Annotated in this window: 10 protein-coding genes; 7 read left to right on the top strand and 3 right to left on the bottom strand. The window is 68.0% G+C overall.

The features are described from left to right. Nucleotides 1-145: 145 nt before the first annotated feature. A complete protein-coding gene (locus tag SCA01S_RS03895; protein WP_062783149.1) occupies nt 146-8,482 on the top strand; it encodes a beta strand repeat-containing protein in 8,337 nt (2,778 codons plus the stop codon). A gap of 195 nt (nt 8,483-8,677) precedes the next feature. Next, nucleotides 8,678-9,811 carry an FMN-dependent L-lactate dehydrogenase LldD gene (gene lldD / locus SCA01S_RS03900; protein ID WP_054131626.1) on the top strand — a complete coding sequence of 378 codons (1,134 nt, stop codon included), beginning with the start codon at nt 8,678-8,680 and terminating at the stop codon, nt 9,809-9,811. A 24-nt stretch (nt 9,812-9,835) separates the two neighbouring features. On the opposite strand, the gene SCA01S_RS03905 is transcribed toward lldD, so the two are convergent. Next, a complete protein-coding gene (locus SCA01S_RS03905) occupies nt 9,836-10,816 on the bottom strand; it encodes a helix-turn-helix domain-containing protein (RefSeq protein ID WP_062783152.1) in 981 nt (326 codons plus the stop codon). A 396-nt stretch (nt 10,817-11,212) separates the two neighbouring features. On the opposite strand from SCA01S_RS03905, the gene SCA01S_RS03910 reads away from it, so the two are divergent. From SCA01S_RS03910 to SCA01S_RS03925, 4 genes are all read left to right on the top strand, one after another. Next, nucleotides 11,213-12,247: a quinone-dependent dihydroorotate dehydrogenase gene (locus tag SCA01S_RS03910; RefSeq protein ID WP_062783154.1), complete on the top strand. Its 1,035-nt coding sequence runs from the start codon at nt 11,213-11,215 to the stop codon at nt 12,245-12,247. Between the two features lie 11 nt (nt 12,248-12,258). Further along, on the top strand, nt 12,259-14,040 hold the full coding sequence (gene ggt, locus SCA01S_RS03915) for a gamma-glutamyltransferase (RefSeq protein WP_062783157.1): 1,782 nt from the start codon (nt 12,259-12,261) through the stop codon (nt 14,038-14,040). Nucleotides 14,041-14,222: 182 nt separating this feature from the next. After that, nucleotides 14,223-16,004 carry an AMP-dependent synthetase/ligase gene (locus SCA01S_RS03920; protein WP_107716506.1) on the top strand — a complete coding sequence of 594 codons (1,782 nt, stop codon included), beginning with the start codon at nt 14,223-14,225 and terminating at the stop codon, nt 16,002-16,004. A 37-nt stretch (nt 16,005-16,041) separates the two neighbouring features. After that, on the top strand, nt 16,042-16,947 hold the full coding sequence (locus SCA01S_RS03925) for an EamA family transporter (RefSeq protein WP_062783160.1): 906 nt from the start codon (nt 16,042-16,044) through the stop codon (nt 16,945-16,947). On the opposite strand, the gene SCA01S_RS03930 is transcribed toward SCA01S_RS03925, so the two are convergent. Continuing rightward, complete coding sequence (locus SCA01S_RS03930; protein ID WP_022675298.1) at nt 16,911-17,441, bottom strand: hypothetical protein; 531 nt, start codon at nt 17,439-17,441, stop codon at nt 16,911-16,913. The two genes, SCA01S_RS03925 and SCA01S_RS03930, sit on opposite strands and share 37 nt — an antisense overlap. Before the next feature lie 156 nt (nt 17,442-17,597). Next, the gene (gene trmB / locus SCA01S_RS03935) at nt 17,598-18,311 is read right to left on the bottom strand and encodes a tRNA (guanine(46)-N(7))-methyltransferase TrmB (protein WP_062783162.1); all 714 of its coding nucleotides are present in this window, start codon (nt 18,309-18,311) and stop codon (nt 17,598-17,600) included. A gap of 100 nt (nt 18,312-18,411) precedes the next feature. Between trmB and SCA01S_RS03940 the strand changes: the two genes are divergently transcribed. Then, on the top strand, nt 18,412-19,710 hold the full coding sequence (locus tag SCA01S_RS03940; protein ID WP_054131632.1) for an NAD(P)/FAD-dependent oxidoreductase: 1,299 nt from the start codon (nt 18,412-18,414) through the stop codon (nt 19,708-19,710). The last annotated feature ends 93 nt before the right edge of the window (nt 19,711-19,803 follow it).

The raw sequence follows: 19,803 nt of genomic DNA on the forward strand, positions 1-19,803 counted from the left end.
AGCCTATTCTGCATAACCGCCGCCGAACCTCGTGAATATGCGCCGCCTGGCCCTGGCCGGGCGGATCAACACAGCTGGCGGCCACTTTTTGCGCAAGCGGCAGCGGTACGCCATGTTCTTTTCAACGCCTTGAGGTGTCAAGAAAATGGCGAATATCAACGTCACCGTGTCGGCCTACAACGCCAATGCGCCCTATTCCGCGGCCGATACCGTCACTCTGGCCGATACCGGCGCTGCCATCGCGGCGCTGTCGGCAAGCGATTTTGGCAACCTCGCGGCAAACGGCATCGACAAGATCAATGCCACCGACAACGTGCTGAGCCTGACCGTGGACCAGTACCAGGCATTGGGCGTGGTGACGCTGGCCGCGGGCGACGTGATCACTCTGGCTGACAGTGGCGCCAATATCGCCGCGCTTTCTGCCAGCGATATCGCTGCGCTGGCCGATGCCGGGATCGACCGGATCGACGCCACCGACAATGTGCTCAACCTCAGCGTCGCCCAGTACCAGGCGCTCGGCACCGTGGCCCTGACCAGCAGCGACACCGTGACGCTGACCGGCACGGGCACTGCGCTTTCCGCCCTCACCCCCAGCGATATCGCCGCGCTGGCCGCCGCCGGGGTGGACCAGCTTGACGCGACCAACAACGTCCTGTCGCTGACCCTGGCGCAATACCAGGCGCTGGGCAGCGTGACCGTGGCCGCCAACGACGTCCTCACGCTATCGGGCACGGGTGCCAGCATCGGCGCGCTCAGCGTGGCGCAGATTGCCGGCCTGGCCGCCTCGGGCTTTGACAAGATCAACGCCACCGACAACGTGCTCACCCTTTCGGTCGCGCAGTATCAGGCGCTGGGCACGGTGGAGCTGGTTGCGGGCGACGTGATCACCCTGGCCGACAGCGGCAGCAACCTGGCCGCGCTGTCGGCCAGTGCTTTTGCCGCGCTGGCCGACGCCGGCATCGACAAGATCGACGCGACCGACAATGCCCTCGCCCTGTCTGTGGCGCAGGTCCAGGGTCTGGGCACGGTGGAACTGGCGCGTGGCGACGTGATTACCCTGGCCGACAGCGGCGCGGCGCTGGCCGCGCTCTCTGCCGCCGACATCGCCAATCTGGGCGCCATCGGCATTGACCGCATCGACGCCACCGACAACGCGTTGAGCCTGACGGTGCAGCAGGCGCTGGCGCTGGGCAGCGTGGCGCTGACCGGCAGCGACAGCATTACCCTGGCCGATACCGGCAGCAACCTGGCCGCGCTGACCCCGGCCGAACTGGCGCAACTGGCCACGGCCGGGTTCGACGCGATCGATGCCAGCGATGGGGCGCTTACCCTTTCGCTCGCGCAGATCGGCGCCTTGGGCACCATGGCGCTGACGCCGGGCAACACCGTGATCGCCCAGGCGACGGCTGCCGAGATCGAGGCCCTGTCACCGGTTGCCATCGCCGCCCTGGCGCAGGCCGGCGTGGATCTGCTCGGCCCCAGCGATGGCGAGTCGATGCTCTCCGTGGCGCAGGCCCAGGCCGTGGTCGCCGGCAACCTGTGGTTCACCGGGCACAGCGCGGTTCTGGCCGACAGTGGCGCCGCGATCGCGGCCCTGACCGGCACGAGCCTGGAAGACCTTTACCTCCATGGCGTGACGCGGATCGACGCCATCGACGATGTCCTGACGCTGCATGTGGACCAGGCGCTGGCGGTTGACCAGGCCGGCACCGCCCTGACCGGGGCAGACGTGATCACCCTGGCCGATACCGGCGCCACGCTGGCCGCGCTGGCGGCCGGCACGATCGGCGATCTGGCGCAGCTGGGGATCGACCGCATCGATGCCACCGACAATGCCCTGGCGCTGACCGTGGCGCAGCTCGACGCGCTCGACACTATCGCCCTGACCCAGGCGGACAGTGTCACCCTGGCCGATACCGGCGCGAATCTTGCCGCGCTTTCCGCCGCGACCATCGCTGGCTTGGCGGCGCTGGGGATCGACACCATCCATCCCACCGACGGCACTCTGGCGCTGAGCGTGGCACAGGCCCAGGCGCTGGGCGCCGTGGCGCTGCAAGGCGGCGATACCATCGTGCTGGCCGACAGCGGCGCGCATATCGCGGCGCTCTCTGCCGCCGACATTGCGGCCCTGGCCACTGCCGGGATCGATCGCATCGCCACGACGGGCGGCAGCCTTACGCTGTCTGTCGCGCAGGCCCAGGCCCTTGGCACCATCGCCCTGACCCCATCCGACAGCGTGACGCTGGCCGATACCGGCGCCAGCATCGCGGCGCTTTCGGCAACGGCCCTGGCCGCGCTGGTAACAACCGGCATCGATACGATCGACGCCAGCGACGATGCCCTCGCGCTCACCGTCGCACAGGCCCAGGCGCTCGCCGGCGCGACCCTGTCGGGCAGCGACACGCTGACGCTGGCCGATACCGGCGCGCATATCGCCGCGCTGTCGCTGGCCGACCTGGCCGATCTGAGCGCGCGCGGGTTCACCGCGATCGATGCGCGCGATGACTTGCTCACCCTGTCGCTCGCCCAGGTCCAGGGACTGAGCAACCTGGCCCTTACCGGCGCGGACATGGTCACTGTGCTGGCCACCGGCGCCGAATTCGCGGCGTTGACCACACAGGATTTTACCGCCCTCGCTGCCGCCGGGGTGGATGCCCTGGCGACCACCGACCATGCCCTGGCGCTGAGCGTGGCGCAGGTCCAGGCGCTGGGCAGCCTGGCGCTGGCCGCCGATGACGCGATCACCCTGGCCGACACGGCCGCCCATATCGCGGCACTGACCCCGGCTGACCTTGCCGGTCTGGCCGCGCTTGGCATCGATACGGTCCACGCCACCGATGGCGCGCTTACCCTGTCTGCCGACCAGGCCCTGGCGCTGGGCGTGGTAACTCTGGCCGCCGCCGATACGATCACGCTGGCCGATAGCGCGGCCAACCTTGCCGCCCTCACCGCAAGCGAGATCGCCGCGCTGGCCGCCACCGGAATCGATGTGCTCGATGCCACCGACGATGCCCTGGCGCTGACCGTGGCGCAGGCGCAGGCGCTGGGCTCCATCGCGCTGACCGGCAGCGACAGCATCACCCTGGCCGATGGCGGCGCGGCGATTGCTGCGCTGTCTGCCACGGCGCTGGCCGGGCTGGCCGCCGCCGGGATCGACGCGATCGATGCCACCGACAATGCCCTGCATCTCAACGTGGCGCAGCTTGGCGCGCTGGCCAGCTTGGCCATTTCTGCCACTGACACGCTCACCCTGGCCGACAGCGGCACCCATGTTGCCGCCCTGTCAGCCGCCGCGCTGGCCGCTCTGGTGGCCCAGGGGATCGACACGATCGATACCACCGACAACGCGCTCACCCTGTCGCTGGCCCAGGCGCAGGTGCTGCATGGCGTCACGCTCGCCGCTGCAGACCTGGTCACCGTGGTGGCCACCGGCAGCGAATTGGCCGCCCTTACGGCGCAGGACTTTGCCGATCTGGCCGCAGCCGGGGTCGATGCCCTGGCCACCACCGATCATGAGCTGACCCTGAGCGTGGCCCAGGCGCAGGCGCTGGGCGGGCTGACGCTGGCCGCCGCCGATACCGTCACCCTGCGCGATAGCAGCGCAACGCTTGGCGGCCTTTCGCCCACGGCCCTCGCTGATCTGGTGGCGCTGGGCGTCGACCGCATCGCTATCAGCGACGGCGCGATGCAGCTGGATGCGACGCAAGCGTTGGCTTTCGCTGGCGCCTTGGTGGCGCCGGACAGCACGCTGATCGTGCACGATGCGCAAAGCACGCTGGAAGCGTTGAGCCCCACGCAATGGGCCACCCTCGCCGCGCTGGGCGTCACCACGGTCGGCAGCGTCGAAGGGCATTTCACGCTCGACGCGGCAAGCGCCGTGGCCATGGCCGGGATCGGCCTGGCCGCCAACGAAGTGCTGACCGTCGACGACAACGGTGCGGCCCTTTCCGCTCTCACGGCAGCGCAGCTGGCCACGCTTTCGGCCAAGGATGGCGTCATCGTCATGGTCAGTGACGATGCCCTGGTGCTCGACGTGGCGCGGCTCGATGCTGCGGCGGGACTGGCCTTTGCCACGCAGCATGGCTTCACCCTGGCCGATGACGCCAGCGTGCTCAACGCGCTTTCCCCCACCCAGATCGCGCAGGCGGCCGGCCAGGGCGTGAGTGTGGTCAGCGCCACGCAAGGGGCGCTGGAATGGACGTGGGCGCAGTTCAACGCGCTCGATGGCGGGCACATTGCCAGCGCCACCAGTGCAACGCTGGTGACCACGCAGGCCGAACTGGACGATGCCGGCCTGCCGATGCTGGCCAGCCTTGCCGGCCAGGGCATCGATACCCTGGCATCGGCCACGGGCACGCTTACCGTCACGACCGATCAGCTGGCCGCGCTGGGCCAGGTCGTGCTGGCAGAGGGTGACAGCGTGACCCTGGCCGATAGCGGCGCCGCGCTGGCCGCGCTGGATGCCACGGCGCTCGCCACGCTCGCCGGGCACGGCATCGATACCATCGCCGTGACCGACCACGTCCTGGCACTTTCGCCGGCCCAACTCGCCGCGCTGGGCCAGGTCACGGTCGGTCCGGCCGCCACGCTGGTCCTGGTCGATAGCGGCGTCCACCTGGCCGCGCTCGATACCGCCGGAGTTGCCGCCCTGGTGGCGCAAGGCGTCGATGCGATCGATTCCAGCGATGATCAGATCGTGCTTGGCCTCGGCACGTTCCGCGCGCTGGCGCCGCTCGCGTTCACGCCGGGTGACCAGATCGTGCTGGAAGACAGCGCCACCGCCCTGTCCAGCCTCTCGCTGGCTGACATTGCCCGGCTGCAGGATCTGGGCGTGGCCTATATCGCCGCCACCGATCCGGGCGCAGTCACCTTTTCGCTGGCGCAGTTCGATGCGCTCCATGGCGTGGATGTGGACGCGGCCAGCATCGTCCTGGCCGATAGCGGCGCGGCGCTGGCGGCACTCGATCCGGCCTATCTGGTCCAGGCGGGCATTGCCGGCCTGCGGCAGATCGACGCCACCGACGATGCGCTGACGCTCAGCTATGACCAGTTCCTGGCACTCGATGGCACCGTGGCGCTGACGGCCAGCGACAGCGTGACGCTGACTCTCAGCCCGGCCGTGCTGGCCTCGCTCGACGCCGCCGCCATAGCCCACCTCGCCGGCATGCATGTCGATATCCTGGCCAGCACCGGCGGCACGCTGACGCTGACCCAGGCACAATTCGATGCCTTGGGCAGCATGGTCATGGCCCCGGCCGCTACAGTGACGCTGGCGCTTGCCGGGTCCGCGCTGGAAAGCCTTTCGCCCGCGCAGATTGCCGCCTTGGCCGACCATGGCATCGATGCGATCGACCTGGGTATGGCCATGCCCACGTTGAGCGTGGCGCAGGCGCTTGCCCTGTCCGCTTACCCCACGTCGTCCGGCGGGATCATCATTGAAGACAGCGCAGACCACCTGGCCACACTGTCGCCCACCGCGATCGCGCTGCTCGATGCCACTGGCGCAGTCGCGCTCAGCGCCAGCAGCGGCGCGCTGGTGCTCGATCTGGCGCAGACGCAGGCCCTGCATCTGGCCGAGATCGCCGTCGGTGGCACGCAGCCGGTGACCCTGGCCGACAGCGCCACGGCACTTGCCGCGCTCAGCCCCGAAACCCTGTCGTGGCTCGCTGCCATCGGCGTTGACCAGGTCCACGCGAGCGATGGCCCGCTGACGGTGAGCGTGGCGCAGGCTCTGGCCCTCGGCAGCGTCACTTTTGCCGACGGGGATACGGTGATCCTTGCCGATACCGGCGATGCACTGGCCAACCTTTCCGCCACGGCGCTGGCTGGCCTGGCCGCCGCCGGGGTGGACCGGATCGATGCCACCAACGATGCCCTGGTGCTGAGCAAGGCGCAGTTCGATGCGCTGGGCACAGCCACCCTGACCCAGGGCGACAGCGTCACGCTGGCCATCGCGGCGGGACAGCTTTCGGCCCTGACGCCCACGCAACTGCACGACCTCGTCAGCCAGGGCATCGATATCCTGCGCACGCCCGATGCGAGTGCCGCGTTGACCGTGGCACAGGCCCTGGCGCTGGGCAGCATGGTCTTTGCCGCCGATCTGCCCGCCACCCTGGTCGATAGCGGGGCGCATCTCGCCACGCTGTCGGTGGGCGATATTGCCGCCCTGCGCGCCGCCGGCGTTACGGCCATTGCCGCCACTGGTCATGGCTTTGCCGTCACGATCAGCCAGGCCCAGGCCATCGCCGGCATGACGATAGACCCCGCCAGCACCGCCACGATCACCGATAGCGGCAGCGCGTTGGCGGCACTCTCGCCGCAAGCACTGGCGGCCTTGGCCGATGCCGGGTTCGACCGCATCGATGCCACCGACAACGTGCTGGCGCTGTCGCTGGCGCAGTTCCACGCCATCGCCCCGCTGGGCATCGCACCAGACGACGTGCTGACCCTGGCCGACAGCGCAGCAACGCTGGCCACCCTGTCGCGCACCCAGATCGATGACCTGGCAGCGCGCGGTGTCACCACGATCCACGCCACCGATGGCGCGATCACCGTGGGCGTCGATAGCTGGTCGCGCCTGGTGCAGGACGGCATCGGCTTTGCCCATGGCGACGCGGTCGTGGTGCGCGACAGCAGCACGGCGATCGCCAACCTGGGCGAAGAAACGCTGGCCACGTTTGCCGATAGCGGGGTCACCCGGATTGATGCCACCGACGATCAGATCACCCTGTCCTATGGTCAATTCCTGGCACTGGGCACCGTGGCATTGACCGGCGCAGACACCGTCAGGCTGTGGTTCAACGGTGATAGCCTGGCCACGCTGGATGACGCCGATGTCGCCGCGCTGGTTGCCGCCGGGGTCGATATGGTGGGCACGCTGGGCGAGCCGCTCTATGTCGATCTGGCCACGCTGCACCATCTGGCGCAGGGCGGCCTGGCGATCGATCCCGATGTCACCGTGCGCCTCACGGTCAGCGGCAGCGCCCTGGCGGCACACGACGCGCAGGAACTGGTCGCCCTGGGGACGCAAGGCGTGGATGTCATCCAGGTCAACGGCCCGCTGGCCCTGTCGGTGGCGCAATACGATGCGCTCGGGTCGATGGTCCTGGCGGGCTATGATGGCCGCAGCCTGGTTGATACCGGCGCGCATATCGCCGCGCTTTCGCCCGATGGCCTTGCCGCATTGGCCGCGCGCGGGGTTGGCGTGATCGATGCCACTGACGGCAGCGTGCATCTCTCGCTTGCCCAAGTGAGCGCCATGGACGGCATGTATGTTGCGGGTGAAGACCTTGCCGTGGTCGATCTCACTGCCGAGCAGGCCTTTGCCCTCGACACCGAAACGCGCGCCATCCTGGGCCAGCATGGCATCGATGCCATCGCCGTGACCCAGGGCACGCTCACACTCGGCCTGGCCGATCTCTATCGCTATGCCGACTACACCTTTGCCGGCGGCGACGTGGTCCTGGCCGAAAGCGGGGCGACGCTCGCCAACCTGTCGCCCTATGATCTGGCCTGGCTCTCCGGGCGGGGGATTACCGCGATCGATGCCAGCGATGATGCACTGGTGCTGTCGCTGGCCCAGTTTACCGCGCTGGGCACGATGCACCTTGCCGCTACCGACGACGTGACGATCATGGCCAGCGCCGCCGATCTTGCCGCGCTGTCTCCGGCCGTGTTCGCGGCCATGGATGCCAACGGGGTCGACAGCGTGGAAGTCTCGGGCGGCGGCTTCAGCCTCACCGCGGCCCAGGCGGGGCAACTCGGCAATATCCAGCTGATCGGCTCTGGCCCGATCACGCTGGTCGACACCGGCGCCGCGATCGCCGCGCTCAGTGCGGATACCCTAGCCGGGCTGGCCGGTTCGGGCATCACCGCGATTGACGCCACCACCGGCATCACCATCAATGCCAGCAAATATGAAGCCTTGGGCGGCATCGGCTTTGCCCTGGCCGATGTGGTCACCGTAGCCTCGAACCACAGCTTCACCATGGGCGCCGATGTCGACAACGTGACGCTGACCGGCACCAAGAACCTGGTGGTGACCGGCAATAGCGGCGCGAACGTGATCACCGGCAATGCCGGGCGCAACACGCTGGATGGCGGCGCGGGCAACGATCGCCTGATCGGCGGTGCCGGGCGCGATGTGCTGACCGGCGGCGCGGGGGCTGACAAGTTCATCTTCCGCGATGGCGATTTCGGTGGCAACACGGCCTCCACCGCCGACCGCATCACCGATTTCTCGCGCGGGTCGAAAGACCTGATCTCGCTGATCGGGGTGGATGCCAATACCCATACCGTGGGCGATGATGCCTTTGCCTGGATCGGCAACAGCGCATTCCATCACGTGGCGGGCGAGTTGCGGTATATCCAGACCGCCGGCAACACCTATGTCCAGGGTGATACCAATGGCGATGGCCTGTCGGATTTCTGGATCCGGCTGGATGGCGTCATCAACCTGCAAGCCACTGATTTCCAACTTTGACCGTGGCTGCAAGGTCGGTTTTGGAAAGGGGCGCCATCGGCGCCCCTTTTTTGATTGCATGCAATCATAACCGATCATCGCCGCAGGTTCTCCCCCTCCCCATTGCGGCGCTGCCGTGATAGGGCCTGCCGCCAGGAACGGCCGACGGTAACGGCGACGGCCGCGCCGCATACGGCACAGCAGGAAGCAAGGCAGATGATCATTTCCGCACCCACCGATTTCCGTGGCGCGGCCGCGCGGCGCCTGCCGCCGTTTCTGTTTCATTATATCGACGGCGGATCGGGTGCGGAAACCACGCTGCGCCGGAACGAGGCCGATCTCCAGGCGCTGAGCATCCGCCAGAACGTGCTGCGCGACGTGGGCGGCCTGTCCACTGCCACCACCCTGTTTGGCGAGGACATGGCCCTGCCGGTGGTGCTCGCGCCGGTCGGATTGACCGGCATGTATGCCCGCCGCGGTGAAGTGCAGGCGGCGCGCGCTGCGGCTGCCCATGGCGTGCCGTTCACGCTTTCCACCGTGTCGGTCTGCCCGCTCGAAGAAGTACAGGCCCAGTGCCCCCGCCCGATCTGGTTCCAGCTCTACGTGCTCAAGGATCGCGGCTTCATGCGCAACGTGCTGGAACGCGCCAAGGCCGCCGGCATCAAGACCCTGGTGTTCACGGTCGACATGCCGCTGCCCGGCTCGCGCTATCGCGATGCGCATTCGGGCATGTCGGGCCCCTATGCCGGGCTGCGGCGCATGATCCAGGCGATGACCCACCCCGCCTGGGCCTGGGACGTGGGCCTGCGCGGCAAGCCGCACGACCTCGGCAATGTCTCGGCCTATATGGGCAAGCCCATGGCCCTGGGCGATTACATCGGCTGGCTCGGCAACAATTTCGATCCCGGCATCGGCTGGAAGGATCTCGAATGGATCCGCGCCTTCTGGGACGGGCCGATGGTGGTCAAAGGCATCCTCGAACCGGAAGACGCGCGCGATGCGGTGCGGTTTGGCGCCGATGGCCTGGTCGTCTCGAACCATGGCGGGCGCCAGCTCGATGGCACGCTGTCTTCCGTCGCGGCGCTGCCGCGCATTGCCGATGCGGTGCAGGGCGATCTGCGCATCCTGGCAGATTCGGGCGTGCGCACCGGGCTCGACGTGGTGCGCATGCTGGCCAGCGGCGCCGATGCGGTGATGCTGGGCCGCGCGTTCATTTATGCCCTGGCGGCGCGCGGCGGCGCTGGCGTGGGCCAGTTGCTCGATCTCATCGCCCGCGACATGCGCGTGACCATGGCGCTGACCGGCGCACGCACCGTGGCCGATATCGGCGCGCACACGCTGGCCGGCTGATCGCGCCAGCTCCGTTGGCCCGCATCACGCCGGGGTGGCGGGCGGCGGCGTAGTGGGTGGTGAAGCGCCCGCCAGCGCACCGATCCTCCGCACCGCCGGCGCATGCAGGCCCAGCATGGCATCCAGCAGGGGCAGGCGCTGCTCGACCAGCCGGGCCGGAGTGCGCCCGGTCACCAGGCGCACTTCGCGGATCAGGTGCGACTGGTCATAGAAATGATCGGCAACGCTGGCAGCCTGCTGCGGCGTGGTGGCGGGATCGGCCAGCAGCGCGGCGGCGCGCAGGGCGCGATGCTGCCGCGCCAGCTGCTTGGGCGGCAAGCCGAAATAGCGATCGACCAGGCGCTGCAGCTGGCGCGGGGAATAGCACGCATCGCGATAGAGATCGTCCACCACCGGTGACATCGCGCGGGCCAGCCAGGCCTGCACCTCATCCACCAGGCGCACGTGCGCGTCAGACAGGGCATGCAGCCGCGCCTGCAGTACCGGCACGCTGCGTGCCACCAGTTCGGCCAGGGTAAAGGGCCGAACGCCGTGCCCCTGGGACAGGTCTGCCGCCAGCCGGCGCACCCCGCCGCCCAACAGTTCGCCCGCATCGCGCAGCCGGTTGCCGTGCTCCGAGGCGGAAAGGCCGCCAGTCAGCGCCGCCCAGCCCAGCGGCGACAGCAGCGCGCCGAACACGTGCCAGGGCCCGGCAATCTCGATCCGCGCTGCGGCCCGCAGTGGCGTGATAACGCTGGCCGGCGCGCTCGCATCGGCCAGGCCGCCGGGCAGCCGCAGCAGCCCTTCCCCGCGCAGGAATATCGCCAGCATGGCTGGGCCGGCCGGCAGCATGTCTTCCTGCAGCGGATCGGCGCCGCATATCTGGAAAAAGCTGCCGATATAAGGCGCCAGGGCAGGCGGCGCGGGCCAGTGATCAAGGGTCAGGCTATCCCCGCCAGTGTCGGTGCGTCCCCAGGAACGCAGGCCGATACCCGCAGGGTGCCGCGGCGCCGTGGCATGGTTCATCGCTGCACCCGGAACGGCTGCCGATACTGTGATCTTTCGTATTGCCCCATGGCTGCCAGCGACCATCCAAGCCACTGTCATGTCAAGCAATACAAAGCGATACTTCGATAATGGATGAAAAAACGGCGGCTGGGCCAAGGGCCAAGCCGCCGTAAAGTGGAGAACCCGATACATCACTGCACCGAGCCCTTCGGGTCGCAAAGCGGACCTAAGCGATAGGTCGATTCCCTGATTGTATGGATTCGACAAAATCGGTGGCATCCGCGCCACAGCGGAAAAGTTTTCGCCCCACCTCACGACACTAAACCATGCCAAGCGTGTTTTGCGGCTTGGCGGCGCGCGCGCGGCCCGCAATAGGAAGCCCTTCCCCGACCGCACCCAACGCATGGCCCGTTAATGCTCTATCGTCTTGCACGTCCTTTGCTTTTTCGTTTGCCGGCAGAAACCGCACACACGCTGACGCTGCGCGCGCTGGCCATGGCGCCGGCCGGCGGCCGCGCCGCGCCGGAGCCTGCGCTGGCGCAGCGCGTGGCAGGGATCGTGTTCCCCAATCCGGTCGGCCTGGCCCCAGGGTTCGACAAGAACGCAGAAGTGGCCGACGCGCTGTTCGGGCTGGATTTCGGCTTTGTCGAAATCGGCACGGTCACCCCGCGCCCGCAGGCCGGCAACCCGCGCCCGCGCCTGTTCCGCCTGGTCGAGGACGAAGCGGTGATCAACCGCATGGGCTTCAACAACCACGGCGCCGAAGTGGTCAGCCGGCGCCTGACCCAGCGCCTGGGCAAGCCCGGCATCCTGGGCGCCAATATCGGGGCCAACAAGGATTCGGTCGATCGCGTGGCCGATTACGCGGAAATGACGCGGATCATGGCGCCGCTGGCCACCTATCTCACGGTCAACATCAGCTCGCCCAACACGCCGGGCCTGCGTGCGTTGCAGGATGAAAGCGCGCTGGGCGATCTGCTCGATGCGGTGATCGCCGCGCGCGCGCCGCACAAGACGCCGATCTTCCTCAAGCTGGCGCCCGATCTGCAACGGTCGGATATCGACGCGATCTGCCGCATCGCGATGGACAAGCGGCTCGACGCCCTGATCGTGAACAACACCACGATCACTCGCCCGGCCAGCCTGCGTTCGGCCCATGCCGGCGAAACCGGAGGCCTCTCGGGTAAGCCGCTCGCGCCGCTGGCGCTGGAAATGCTGCGTGCGTTCCGCAGCGCCACGGGCGGCGCCATTCCGCTGATCGGTGTGGGCGGCATCGCCAGTGCCGAAGATGCCTGGCAACGCATCCGCGCCGGGGCCAGCCTGATCCAGATCTACAGCGGCATGGTCTATCATGGCCCCCGGCTGGCGCAGCACATCATCACCGGCCTCGCCCGCCGCGTGCGCGCCGAAGGCATGACAAGCATTGCAGAGGCGGTCGGGACGCAATAGCCATTGCTGCCATGACCTTGCGCAGCCTCTCCCCGCTTGCCACCGCTTCCCTCGCGGTTATTTCCACGCTGGCCCTGGCCGCCTGCCAGACCATGCCCGGCGCCACACCGGGTACGGCAACCACGCCGGCCCCCGCGCTCGCCCTCACCCCGGGCCGCACCGATGGGGCCGATGTCGGCCGCCAGGGTCTGGTTTCTGCGGCCGATCCGCGCGCGGCCGATGCCGGGGCGCAGATGCTGCGCCAGGGCGGCTCGGCCACCGATGCCGCGCTCGCCACCATGCTCGCGCTGACCGTGGTGGAACCGCAAAGTTCCGGCATCGGCGGTGGTGGTTTCCTGATCATGGCCGATGCCGCCGGCCAGGTCGATACGGTCGACGGGCGGGAAAAGGCACCTGCCGCCGCCACGCCGCAGTGGTTCTTCAAGAATGGCCAGGCCATGGCCTTTCCCCAGGCGCGCCCCGGCGGGCGCAGCGTGGGTGTGCCCGGCTCGCTGCGCCTGGCCGCGCTGGCCCATGCCGAACATGGCAAGCTCGCCTGGCACATGCTGTTCGCCCCGGCGATCAAGCTGGCGCGCGATGGCTTTGCCATTACCCCGCGGCTCTATCATGCCCTGGCCGACAATCCCGATATCGCCGGCCTCGATCCGGCCGGGAAGGCGCTGTTCTATGGCGCCGATGGCCAGCCGCTGCCGGTGGGCACGATCGTGCGCAACCCGGCGCTGGCCGATACGCTGGAAGCGGTGGCACTCCATGGCGCCGACTGGTTCTATTCCGGCAGCAATGCCCAGGCGATCGCCACCAAGGTGGGCACCGCCCCGGTCAACCCGGCGCCAATGACCACGGCAGACCTCGCCGCGTTCAAGGCCGTGCCGCGCCCGCCGGTCTGTGGCCGCTATCGCCAGTATCGCATCTGCTCGATGGGGCCGCCCTCGTCGGGCGCCACCACGGTGCTGGCCACGCTGGGCCAGCTCGAGCGCTTCGATCTGTCCGCGCTGGGGCCGGACAATCCGGTGGCCTGGCACCTGCTGGCAGAAAGCGAGCGCCTTGCCTATGCCGACCGTGATCAGTACCTGGCCGATCCCGACTTCGTGAAAGTGCCGGTGGCCGGCCTGGTCGATCCGGCCTACCTGGCGCAACGATCGCAGCTGATTTCGGCGCAGACCGCACTGCCCCACGTTTCCGCCGGGATTCCGGCCGGGGTTACTGCGCGGCTCGCTCCGGCCAAGCCGCAGCCCGAATTCGGCACCTCGCATTTCGTTACGGTGGATCGCTGGGGCAACGCGGCCAGCTATACCTCCACGGTGGAAAGCGCGTTTGGTTCGGGGCTGATGGCCGGTGGCTATTTCCTCAACAACGAACTGACCGATTTCAACCTCGATCCGCTGCGCGATGGCCAGCCTACCGCCAACCGGGTGGAAGGCGGCAAGCGACCGCGCAGCTCGATGTCGCCCACCGTGGTGTTCGGCCCTGACGGCCAGATCCGCCTGGTGGTGGGGGCCGCTGGCGGCGCCACGATCCCCGCCCAGGTGATCCGCGCGCTGATCGGCGTGCTCGATTGGCACCTTACCGCGCAGCAGGCGCTGGCCCTGCCCGTGCTGTTTGCGCCTGGTGACCGCGTCTGCGTCGAACAGGGCACCCGGCTTGAGGCGATGATCCCCACGCTGGTGGCCATGGGCCATGCCCAGACCCAGGCATGCAAGATGCCGCTCAAGGCCAACGCCATCGAACGCGTGGGCGATCGCTGGCAGGGCGCGGCCGATCCGCGCAGCGAAGGCGCCGCCATCGCCCAGTGACTCCGCGGTCATCCAGCTGCCCCGTGGCAGCCGGATGACTGCCCGCAAACCCCGCTTGCCGTAACGGAACGCGCGGCCTAGCTATCCGTTTTGGGAACTGGTCCGAATACGGGCCAGCAGGGAGAGTGTGCGTGTCCGTGGGTGAAAACCAAGCTGCCGTGCAAGTGGCACAGCTGGCTGAAATGCCGAACCTGGTCAGCCTGTTTCTGGCCCGCGCGGCGCAGCATGGCGATGCGCCGTTCCTTTCGGCCAAACGCCAGGGCACCTGGGTGGCGCAATCGTGGCGCAGCGTGGCCGATCAGGTCTGCCTTCTGGCGCAGGCCCTGCGCGCCCTCGGCCTCAATCCCGGTGACCGGGTCATGCTGGTGTCGGAAAACCGCCCCGAATGGTGCATTGCCGATATCGCGATCATGGCCGCCGGGCTGGTCACCGTGCCCACCTACACCACCAATACCGCGCGCGATCACCTCCATATCCTGGAAAATTCCGGGGCGCGCGCGATCATCGTATCGAATGCCAAGCTGGCCCAGCCGCTGCTTGCCGCCGCGCTCAACGCGCCTTGCGCCGAGCATGTGATCGGCATCGAACCGCTGCGCCAGCAGCAGGCCGGCACGCTGCATTTCCATGATTGGGAAACCCTGCTGCAGGGCGATGCCGCCGCCGCCCGCGCGGCCGTGAGCCAGCGGATTGCCGCGATTCGGCGCGAGGATCTGGCCTGCATCATCTACACCAGCGGAACCGGCGGCGCCCCGCGCGGGGTGCGCCAGCACCATGGTGCGATCCTCGCCAACGTGGCCGGCGCAGCCCAAGTCCTGGCCGAGGATTTCCACCTGGGCGATGACCAGTTCCTCTCGTTCCTGCCCCTGAGCCACGCCTATGAACACACCGGCGGGCAATGGCTGCCGATCGGCGTGGGCGCGCGCATTGCCTATGCCGAAAGCCTGGAAAAGCTCGCAAGCAACATCGAGGAAGTGCGCCCCACGATCATGGTGGTGGTGCCGCGCCTGTTCGAAGTGCTGCGTGCCCGGATCATCAAGCAGATCGAAAAGCAGGGGCGTGTGGCGACATGGCTGATGGACCGCGCCCTGGCGATCGCTGCCCACCAGGAAGAGACCGGGCATCTGCGGCTGATCGATCGGCCGCTCAACCTGCTGATCGAACGCACCTTGCGCCCCAAGGTGCGGGCGCGCTTTGGCGGGCGGATCAAGGCGCTGGTATCGGGCGGCGCGCCGCTCAACCCCGAAGTCGGGCTATTCTTCGAGGCCATGGGGCTGACCATGCTGCAAGGCTATGGCCAGACCGAGGCTGGCCCGGTGATCGCCTGCAACCGCCCGGCCGCCGGCATTCGCATGGATACCGTCGGCCCGCCGCTTGCTGGCGTGGAAGTGGCCATCGCGCCCGACGGTGAAATCCTGGTGCGCGGCGAACTGGTGATGCACGGCTATTGGCACAACGATGCCGAAACCGCCCGCGCCATCCAGGATGGCTGGCTGCACACCGGCGATATCGGCCACATCGATGGCCAGGGCCGCATCAAGATCACCGATCGCAAGAAAGACATGATCGTCAACGACAAGGGCGACAATGTCTCTCCGCAAAAGATCGAGGGCATGCTCACCCTTCAGCCCGAAATCGCCCAGGCCATGGTATCGGGCGACAAGCGCCCCTACGTGGTTGGCCTGATCGTGCCCGATGCCGAATGGGCGATGCAGTGGTCGGTGGAAAACGACGCCCCCCACGATCTGGCGCGGCTGGCCGATCTGCCCGCCTTCCGCAGCGCGATGCGCGAGGCGGTGGACCGGGTGAACCGTGATCTGTCCGTGATCGAAAAGGTGCGCCAGTTCACCTTGGCCGACGAACCCTTTGCCATCGCCAACGAGGAACTCACCCCCTCGCTCAAGATCCGCCGCCACAAGATTCGCGAACGCTATGGCGCGCGGATGGACGCGCTGTACAAGGGATAAGGCTGGCAGACCGGCGCGCAGGCGCTAAGGGAAGCCGATGTCTCGCACCACTTCCCGTGCCACGCTGGCCGGCGCCTGTGCCACGCTGGCCGCGCAGGTTTCGGGCAATCTTGGCGCCGGTTTTGCCAAGCAGTTGTTTCCCCTGGTCGGCGCGGGTGGCGCCACGCTGCTGCGCGTGGCGCTGGCGGCCTTGGTGCTGCTGGCCTGGCGGCGGCCGTGGCGGCGTCCGGTGCCGCGCGCGTTGTGGCCGGGCCTAGCCGCCTATGGCGCGATCCTGGGGATCATGAACCTCCTGATCTACCAGGCGTTTTCGCACATCCCGATCGGCATTGCCGTAGGGGTAGAGGTCATGGGGCCGCTCGCCATCGTGCTGGCTGCCTCGCGCCGCCCGCATGATTTCCTGTGGCTGGCCTGCGCGGTAGCTGGCCTGGCGCTGTTGCTGCCCTGGCATCCTGGCCAGACGCTGGACCCGCGCGGGCTGCTGTTGGCGGGCGGCGCGGCGGTGTGCTGGGCCAGCTATATCGTCACAGGGCGGCACGTGGCGGCGGCACTGGGCACCGATGCGGTGGCCTGGGGCATGGCCGTAGCCGCCGTGGTCGTCGTGCCGATATTGGCGCTGGTGAGCGGCAGCCCGGCGCTGCTCATGCCCCACGCCCTGGCCACGAGCCTGGCCATCGCCATACTGTCCAGCGCGCTGCCCTATGGGCTTGAGATAGAGGCGATGCGCCGCCTGCCCGCAGGTGTCTTCGGCATGCTGCTCAGCGCTGCGCCGGCGGTTGCCGCGCTCACCGGCTGGGCCTTGCTGGGCGAACGGCTCACCCCCGATCAATGGCTGGCGATCGGCCTGATCGTGCTCGCCTCGGCCGGCACCGCCGCCACCAGTGCGCAGCGCGCGCGGGCCGTGGCTCAGGCCGCTTCTTCCAGCGGCACGAAATCGGGATAGAACGTCGGCGCGCGGGTGGACCAACCCGGTGCCGTGGCCGCTGCCTCGCTGATCGATTGCAGCAGGTCCTTGCGCCGCAACGGGCGGATTTGCGGCAGGGCAGCCGCGCCGCAAAACGCCGCCGGCAGCCAGGGCCGCACCTCTGCGCCCAGCAGGCGCTCATAAAGAAAGCGATAGGCGGAAAACCCGTCGAGCCGGTCCTGGCCCAGATCGAATGCGCTCAGGCGGATCAGCGCCCCCATGAACCGCTCGATGCCTTCGGCCGCCGGGCCTTCGGGCAGCATCGTGCGCAACAGCTTGAGATCCTGATAGACCACGTATTGCGTGCGGATCGCCGCGGTCTCGGCCGCCGTGCGCGCCCAGATCTGGAAAGCATCGCGCCGGCCCAGCCCGATATCCAGGCTGCGCCGGATATAGCGCTGGGTCGCCGCCGGAAAACTGGCAAATTCGCGCAGTTCGTTCAGCAGCTGGGTGGCAGTCTGGTGGTGAGACATGGCGCGCTCCGATGCGGCGGTCCGTGCCGTTCGCACCTGTCCCGCCGATAGGGCAAACGCTACGCCTCGATAGTTAGCGCGCCATTAATCAGCCCATGCGCACGGGCCCCGCCCGCCGGTTATGGCAAACTGCACCAAAGCCCGCAGCGCCCTGGCTCAGCTGCGGGTGTACCGGAAATACCAGATTTCATGGCCTTGGGCGCGGGCCTTGGCGGCATAGCGGGTTTCGGGCCAGCCGCTGGGGCGCTGCTGGAAATCCTGCGCGGTCTGCGCCTGCCAGCGGAACTGGTCGGTGTGGCGGCGCATCACCATCAGCGCGTGGCGCAGATAGATCGGATGGTCGGTGCCAAAGCGGAATTCGCCGCCCGGCTTGAGCTTGCGCGCGAACAGATCGACCGGGCCGTCGTTCATCATGCGCCGCTTGGCGTGGCGCGCCTTGGGCCAGGGATCGGGATGCAGCAGATAGAGGAACGACAGCGCGCCATCGGGCACGCGTTCCAGCACTTCCAGCGCATCGCCGTGGTGGATGCGCACATTGCCCAGCGGCGGATGGGCGCCATTGTCGCCATCCACATGGGTCAGCGCCTGCGCCACACCGTTCAGGAACGGCTCGGCGCCGATAAAGCCATGGTCGGGCAGCAGGTCGGCGCGATAGGCCATGTGCTCGCCGCCGCCAAAGCCGATCTCGAAATGCAGCGGGCAATCGTGCCCGAACAGCGCCTGGGCCGTGACCGGGCCTTGCGCCGGCACCGCGATGCGGGGCAGCAGGGTATCCACCAGAGCCTGCTGGCCCTGGCGCAGGGGCTTGCCCTTGGCGCGGCCGTAAAGGCGGTTGAGCGTGGTCGGATCGCCGGATTTGTATGCCGTCATGGGGCGCAGCCGATGGCAGGGGCGCGCGTTGCGGTCAATGCCCGGCGCACATACTGCACGGTTTCGCTTGATCTGTGATCGATCTTGGCAATGATCGGCCATGGCCACCGCACCGCTGATCGATCGCCCCCACACTTACTATTCCGCCAGCCTGGGCGACGATACCGCCTGGCCGGTGCTGCAAGGTGATCACAGTGCCGATGTCGTGGTGATCGGTGGCGGCTTTACCGGCGTCAACACCGCGCTGGAACTGGCCGAACGCGGACTGTCGGTGATCCTGGTCGAAGCCAACCGCATCGGCTGGGGCCAAAGCGGGCGCAACGGCGGCCAGGTAACCGGCAGCCTTTCGGGCGAAGGCGAACTGCGCAAGCAGTGGAAACGCCGCCTGGGCGCAGAACTTGACGATTTTCTCTGGTGGCTGCGCTGGCACGGGCAAGACGTGATTGCCGCGCGCGTTGCCCGCTATGGCATCGCGTGTGACCTCAAGAACGGGCACATCCACGCCGCGATGAAGCACTCGCACATGGCCGAGTTGGAAGAAACCTTTGCCCAGGCCTGCGCGCGCGGCATGGGCGATGATGTCGTGCTGCTCGATGCGGCCGGCATGCGAGACCACCTCGAAAGCCCGCTCTATTGCGGCGGCCTGCTCAACAGCCGCAACATGCACCTGCATCCGCTCAAGCTGTGCCTGGGAGAGGCCAAGGCCGCTGCACAGCTCGGCGTGCGCCTGTTCGAGGGCTCGCCGGTTGTCGACATCGTCCACGGGCCGCGCCCCCGCGTGGTCACCGCCCAGGGCAGCATCAGCGCCGCGCAGGTGATGATCGCTGGCGATGTCTATCACAAGCTGGAACGCAAGCGCCTGGGCGGGCTGATCTTTCCGGCGGTGGGCGGGATCGTCACCACCGAACCGCTGGGCGATGCGGCGCGCGCGATCAATCCACACGACCTGGCGGTCTATGATTGCCGCTTCGTGCTCGATTACTATCGCCTCACCGCCGATGGGCGCCTGCTGTTTGGCGGCGGCGCCAACTATTCCGGCCGCGAATCGCGTTCGTTCGCCGATGAATTGCGCCCGGCGATCGAGGCAACGTTTCCACGGCTGAAGGGCGTGAAGATCGAGCATGCCTGGTCCTGCGCCATGGGCATCGTCATCAACCGCGCGCCGCAACTGGGCAAGCTGGCCAATAACGTGTGGTATGCCCAAGGCTATTCCGGCCACGGCGTCGCCACCAGCCACGTCGTGGCCGAAGTCATGGCCGAGGCCATCGCCGGCACCCTGGAACGCTTCGACATTTTCGCCGCGCTCAAGCCGGTGCGCGTGCCGCTGGGCGACTGGCTGGGCAACCCGCTGCTGATGCTGGGCATGCGCTGGTATCTGCTGCTCGAGAAGTTCCGCTAGGCGTTTTACCGCGAATTGATTCCAGATTTTCGGAATTTAAGAAGAAGAATAGTATTTCGCGCAGAGGCGCAGAGGCGCAGAGCAAATGGAATC

The sequence above is a fragment of the Novosphingobium capsulatum NBRC 12533 genome (assembly GCF_001598375.1).
GTDB classification, from domain to species: domain Bacteria; phylum Pseudomonadota; class Alphaproteobacteria; order Sphingomonadales; family Sphingomonadaceae; genus Novosphingobium; species Novosphingobium capsulatum.